Raw genomic sequence first — 6,497 nt, forward strand, 5'->3', positions numbered from 1 at the left:
CCGACAGGTCGTGGGAGAGTAGGACACCGCCGGAACACCCGACCACCCCCACACCACCAAAGGGGCGAGAACTCCCACCCCGGGAGCACTCGCCCCTTTCGGCATTTCTGGACCCCCTCACTCGAGCCGGCGGAGGCGTCAGCTGGATCGGGTGGACGAGGGACGGCGTCGCCGTCCCACTTCTCCGTCCCCACCCCGCGCGGTTGTCCCCAGGCCGTCGAGCAGCGTTCACGCTTGATGTCGACCTCGCGCGACGCTCCTCGAGCAGGCCGGGGAAGTACCCCGTCCTCGAGGACGAGCGGAGTGCGACGTGAACGAGACGATGGTGACGGTGACGGGGAACGTCGCCGGCGACGTGATCGCGCGGCGGGTGGGGCCCAACCAGGAGCACGAGCTCGTGACGTTCCGGGTCGCGAGCTCGGAGCGCCGGTGGGATAAGGCGACGGAGACGTGGATCGACGGCGATCGCTTCACCGCCTCCGTGAACTGCTGGCGGCGGCTCGCCGACGGCGCGCGCTGCCTGACGAAGGGTGACCCGGTCATCGTCACCGGTCGGCTGTCGGTCCGGGAGTACGAGGCCGAGGGTGTGCGCCGCTACATGACCGAGATCAGCGCCGTCGCCGTCGGTCCGGACCTCGCGCGGTGCACGGCGAAGGTCCACCGCTGGCGTCCGGGAGCGGGCGAGGCCGGTGAGGTCGGCGTGGCGACCGAGGTCGGCGACGCGACCGCCGACCAGGGCGTGGTGGGGGCCTCGCCGGCGGTGACCGCGACGGGCGTCGACGGGGACCTCGCGGCGGTGGGCCTCGAGGCGGGCGCGGAGGGGGCGACGATCACCGGGATCGACGCGGGGGAACGTCGTCGGTCCGGTGCCGCGCGGGCGAGCGCCTGAACCGCCGACTTGTATAGCGGTCAGGGCTGTGGAGGTTGTTGATCTACGGTCCTGAAGCGGAGCACCGGCCGGTCTGACTCGTGAATCGCCTGCCGCCTTCGGGCTGGCTGTCCCGGGGTTGGTCGTGCCGGTCGGTGTTCCGGGCCGTGGTCTGACTCAACAGAGGTGTGTCCGGGGCTCCGGCGCTGGAAGTCGGCATGTCGTCCGCGGTCTCGCCCCTGTCTGGTCGAGCGAGAGGCACGCGGACGTGGTCATCATCGGGATCGATCCTCACAAGCGCACCCACACCGCCAGCGCCCTCGAGCCCGGCTCGCAGCGGATGCTGGCTTCCCTCGAGGTCGACGCTTCGATCGCCGGTTACCGCCGGCTGCTGCGCTGGGCGTCGTCGTTCCCCGCAGCGACGGTGGGCGATGGAGAACGCCCGCGGGCTGGGGCGGCATCTCGCGCAGTGGCTGCTGGCCCGCGGCGAGACCGTCCACGATGTCCCGGCCACCGCGACCGCGCGGGTACGCGAGCTGTCGCGGGGTGGGCGTCGCAAGAACGACGTCATCGACGCCGCCGCGGCGGCCAGCGTCGCGCTGCTGGCCGGCGACGCCAACCCGGTCGCTGCCGAGGATCTGAGCACGGTGCTGGCGTTGCTCGACGAGCGGCGCGCCAACCTGGTCGCCCAGCGCACCCGCTCGGTCAACCAGCTCCACGCCCTGCTCCGCGACCTGGTGCCCGGCGGTGGTCGCACCGATCTGACCGCGGCCGCCGCGGCCAGGGTACTGGCCGGGCTGCGTCCGGCCGGTCCGGTCGAGACCGCCCGCAAGGCGATCGCCCGCGATGTCGTCACCGAGGTCCGCGACCTCGACGCCCGTCTGAAGAAGATCACCACCGAGATGTCGCGGGTGCTCGACGAGCACGGCACCCGGCTCCCCGAGCTCACCGGCATCGGTCCGGTGGTCGCCGCCCGACTGCTCGGTCGCACCGGTCGCGCCGGCCGGTTCGCCAGCGCCTCGGCGTTCGCGAACTACGCCGGCGTCGCTCCGGTCGAGGTCGCCAGCGCCCAGAAGGCCCGCCACCGGCTGCCCCGCGGCGGGGACCGCCAGCTCAACCTCGCGCTGCACGTGGTCGCGCTGACCCAGGTGCGGATGCGCGCCAGCGCCGGTCGCGCCTACTACGACCGCAAGATCGGCGAGGGTAAGACCCACAACGAGGCGATGCGCTGCCTCAAGCGACGACTCGCCGACCGGGTCTGGCGCACCATGATCGCCGACGAGCGGCGAGCGGGGGCGGGCCCGGGAGGACACACGGGGGCGGCTCTGTCGTCCAGCGCGGCTGGCTCAACCCCGAACACCAGCTCTTCGGACAAGTCACTTCCCGGACCCGCCGCCACCGAGCTTACGACCTCAGACCCTGCGGCTTGACAGACACAGAGGAACCCCGGGGCCGGTGGACGCCGAGTCGTGGCAACTACCATCGTGGGCGTGGCTGAGTTCATCTACACCATGAAGAAGGTTCGCAAGGCCCATGGTGACAAGGTCATCCTCGACGACGTCACGCTGAACTTCCTGCCCGGCGCGAAGATCGGTGTCGTCGGCCCCAACGGGGCGGGCAAGTCGAGCGTTCTCAAGATCATGGCCGGACTGGACCAGGCCAACAACGGCGAGGCGTACGCCGCCCCGGGGTCGACCGTCGGCATCCTGCAGCAGGAGCCGCCGCTCAACGAGGAGAAGACGGTCCTCGGCAACGTCCAGGAGGGCGCCGGCGAGGTCGCGACCAAGCTCGCGCGGTACAACGAGATCGCCGAGCTCATGGCCACCGACTACTCCGATGCGCTGATGGAGGAGATGGGCGCCCTCCAGGAGGACCTGGACAACGCCGACGCGTGGGACCTCGACTCGCAGCTGCAGCAGGCGATGGACGCCCTGCGCTGCCCGCCCGGCGACGAGCCGGTGACGCACCTGTCCGGTGGTGAGCGGCGCCGGGTCGCCCTCTGCAAGCTGCTCATCAGCAAGCCCGACCTGCTCCTGCTCGACGAGCCGACCAACCATCTCGACGCCGAGAGCGTGCAGTGGCTCGAGCAGCACCTCGCGTCCTACGAGGGCGCCGTCCTGGCCGTCACGCACGACCGGTACTTCCTCGACAACGTCGCCGAGTGGATCCTCGAGCTGGATCGCGGCCGCGCCTACCCCTACGAGGGCAACTACTCGACCTACCTCGAGAAGAAGGCCGAGCGTGTCGCGGTCCAGGGCCGCAAGGACGCGAAGCTGCGCAAGCGGCTCGCCGACGAGCTCGCGTGGGTGCGCTCCGGGGCGAAGGCGCGGCAGGCCAAGAGCAAGTCGCGTCTGGCCCGGTACGAGGAGATGGCCGCGGAGGCGGAGAAGACGCGGAAGCTCGACTTCGAGGAGATCCAGATCCCGCCGGGCCCGCGGCTGGGCAACGTGGTGGTCGAGGTCAGCCACCTCGACAAGGGTTTCGACGACCGGCTGCTCATCAAGGACCTGTCGTTCTCGCTGCCGCCCAACGGCATCGTCGGCGTCATCGGCCCGAACGGCGTCGGCAAGACGACGCTGTTCAAGACCATCGTCGGGCTCGAGAAGCCGGACTCGGGTGATGTCCGGGTCGGCGACACGGTGAAGCTGTCCTACGTCGACCAGAGCCGCGAGGGGCTGTCGGGCACGGACAACGTGTGGAAGGTCGTCTCGGGGGGTCTGGACCACATCCAGGTCGGCCAGGTCGAGATGCCGTCGCGGGCGTACCTGTCCGCGTTCGGTTTCAAGGGTCCGGACCAGCAGAAGCCGGTCAACGTCCTCTCCGGCGGTGAGCGCAACCGCCTGAACCTCGCGCTCACCCTGCAGCAGGGCGGCAACCTGCTCCTGCTCGACGAGCCCACGAACGACCTCGACGTCGAGACACTGTCGTCGCTGGAGAACGCCCTGGAGAACTTCCCGGGCTGCGCGGTGGTCGTGTCGCACGACCGCTGGTTCCTCGACCGCGTGTGCACCCACATCCTCGCGTGGGAGGGCACGGACGATCACCCCGCGGCGTGGTTCTGGTTCGAGGGCAACTTCGCGGACTACGAGGAGAACAAGATCGAGCGCCTCGGTCCCGACGCCGCTCGTCCGCACCGCGTCACCTACCGCAAGCTGACCCGGGACTGAGGACCCGGACGCGGTGGAGAGCTCGGCGCGGCAGCCCGGGGTCCACGGACTCAGCGCGAGCGCGATCCTCGAGGTCGCCGAGGGCCTGCGGTGGACCGACCCGCAGCTGAGTGTCGCGCTGGCCGAGCACGTCGCGCGGTCTGTGGGCACCGACGTCGGTGCCCGCAGCGCGGCGGAGCGGTCGGCGGTGCTCGCGCTCGGGCAGTCGGACCGGGCCGCGGCGCTGATCCTGCGCGCCGTGCCGCAGCTGCAGGCCGCGGAGCGCGAGGGCCGGACCTCGGACGCCGCGCTGCTGCGCTGTGAGCTGGCCCGGGCCGCGGTGCGGTGCGACGACGTCGACGCCGCCGAGGCGGTGCTCGAGCCGCTGGCCGGGGGCCAGGTCCTCCCGGCCGCGGCACGTGCGGACGCGCTCGTGGCGTGGTCCGCCGCGCGGGCGGCACGGGGCGACGTCCCCGCCGTGGACGCGGCGGCCCGTCAGGTCGAGGAGCTGGTCGGGGACGGGGCGGGCGACGTCCGGCGGCTCGCCGTCCAGCGGTTGCGGGCCCGCGCTCGCCGCGTCACGGGGGATGCCTCCGGGGCGCTCGTGGTGCTGCGGGGCGTGACGACGGACGGAGCCGGGGCCGGGGCCGGCCGCGAGACCGCGATGCTCGTGGCGGACCAGGTCGAGCTGCTCGCCGAGCTCGGGCGCGGAGACGAGGCCCGCGAGCTGGCGGCGCCCTCGCTCGCCGCGACGCCGCAGGCCACGACGTCGCTGGCCGTCGGGCGGATGCGCTGCGTCCTCGCGAGCGCCGTCTGGCTGCCCGCCGGGGACGTCGACACCGCCGCGCGCCTGGCGCAGGAGGCGGAGGTCGACCTCCTCGACCACGGTCACGAGGCGCAGGCCGCGGAGGCGATCGAGGTGCTCGCGGAGGTGGCGGTCCGGCGCGGGGAGAGCCGGCACGCCCTCGACGAGCTACGCCAGGCGCACGCGCACGCTCTCGCCGCGCGGGACGAGACGACGACCGCGCGGATTGCGCTGGCCGTGGCGCTGGCGACGCCGGAGGGCCGGCCGGCCCGCTCGTCGGACGTCGCCGAGTCCCCGGCCGTCGGGGCGGGGAGCACTCCGCGCGTCGACACACCGCGCCGCGACGACCCCGAGGGTGCGGGGCTCGACGCCGTCGAGGAACCGCCCGCCGCCGAGATCGGCGTCGTGGAGCCCGCCGCGTCGCCGGCCGCGGACCCGGCGCCCGCCACGGCGCCTCGCCGTCGCGGGCGATACCGCGAGGAGGTCGACCCCAGCGACGCGCTGGCCGCGGCCCTGGCTGCCGCGCGCGGGGGCAGCCTCGACCCCTTCACCACCCCGCCCGGCGGGACGCCCGTGCGGGACGAGGGCGAGGCCGGCGCCCCCGACGACCCTGCCGGGGGCGACGTCGACGCGGCGGCCGAGGCCCGCAGCCGACGGCTCGCCCGAGCCCGTGCCCGGTGGGAGGTGCCCGCGTCGATCCTGCGCCGCCGCCCCGACCAGGACGGTCAGGACGACGCGCTGGGCGCCTCGCTCGGCGGCCGCGACGGGACGGAGTCCGCGAGCGGCCGCACGCGAGCGGCCGGGCCAGACGACGATGGTGCTGCCCACGAGAACGGTTCCACCGCCGACGCCGGCTCGTCCGGCCGACGTCGGAGCGCGGAGGCGGCGGGCGACGAGCCCGCGCCGCGACGGCACCGAGGTCACCGCGCCCCGGACCCCGAGGACGATCGGGAGGTTCGCGAGGGGCGCCACGGTTCCGTCGGGGCGGGTCGCGTGGTGCGCGCCGAGGAGGACGGACGGGGCGTGCCCGGCGCGGTCGGACCCGCCGGCGACGACCGGTCGAACGGGTGGGCCCCGGAGCGCCCGGTGGAGTCGGGGCCCGCGGCCGGCCCGGACCCCCTCCGGGACGGGGGCCTCTCCTGGGACACGGCGCGGCCGGGTGCCGGCCGCTTCGGGGACGTCGGCAACGGCGTCGCGCCGGTCGAGGGGCACGGTCGGGGATCGGACGTCTCGCCGCACCACGAGGCCGCGTCGACCCCGGACCCCGACCGCGGACCCGACCGGCACGACGGTCCGGGCCTCGACTCCGCGCACGCGCCGGAGAACGAGCGGTTCCCGCGTCCCGCCGACCGCGATCACCTCGCCGGCGTCGGCGACCCGCGTGACCGCCGGGACGGTGCCGACCAGCCCGACCACCGGCGGACCGAGTCCACCGCCGACCCGCTGACCGGCGCCGCGCACCGGGACGGACGCCGCAACGGCCACGCCGAGGTCGGGGCGCTCGCCGCGCCGGGGACGATCAGGCCCGAGGACGACGAGTACGCGCAGGAGCTGGCGTTGACGCTGGTCGACCTGCTCAGCGAGTACCAGCCCCACGGTGTCCCGCTGGGCGGCACGGACGTCCCGCAGGCCCCGCAGCCCCCGCAGCCCCCCCAGCCCCCCCCGCCCCCCCCCACCC

4 protein-coding genes are annotated in these 6,497 nt (G+C 74.2%); all 4 read left to right on the forward strand.

What is annotated here, in order from left to right:
* Positions 1-310: 310 nt before the first annotated feature.
* Positions 311-889 carry a single-stranded DNA-binding protein gene (locus PH190_RS30415; protein ID WP_274235291.1) on the forward strand — a complete coding sequence of 193 codons (579 nt, stop codon included), beginning with the start codon at positions 311-313 and terminating at the stop codon, positions 887-889.
* Positions 890-1,299: 410 nt separating this feature from the next.
* Positions 1,300-2,298, forward strand: coding sequence for a transposase (locus tag PH190_RS30420; RefSeq protein ID WP_274235292.1), 999 nt, complete (start codon positions 1,300-1,302; stop codon positions 2,296-2,298).
* Between the two features lie 60 nt (positions 2,299-2,358).
* Positions 2,359-4,035 carry an energy-dependent translational throttle protein EttA gene (gene ettA / locus PH190_RS30425; RefSeq protein WP_274235293.1) on the forward strand — a complete coding sequence of 559 codons (1,677 nt, stop codon included), beginning with the start codon at positions 2,359-2,361 and terminating at the stop codon, positions 4,033-4,035.
* 13 nt (positions 4,036-4,048) lie between these two features.
* A partial coding sequence (locus PH190_RS30430; RefSeq protein WP_274235294.1) for a hypothetical protein occupies positions 4,049-6,497 on the forward strand: 2,449 nt, incomplete at its 3' end.

Origin of the sequence: Actinomycetospora straminea, from assembly GCF_028737255.1 — a bacterium.
Taxonomy (GTDB): Bacteria; Actinomycetota; Actinomycetes; order Mycobacteriales; family Pseudonocardiaceae; genus Actinomycetospora; species Actinomycetospora straminea.

Excerpts from the sequence above, each read along its gene's own strand:
- PH190_RS30420 (WP_274235292.1), top strand. The coding sequence starts at position 1,300 with ATGGAGAACGCCCGCGGGCTGGGGCGGCATCTCGCGCAGTGGCTGCTG.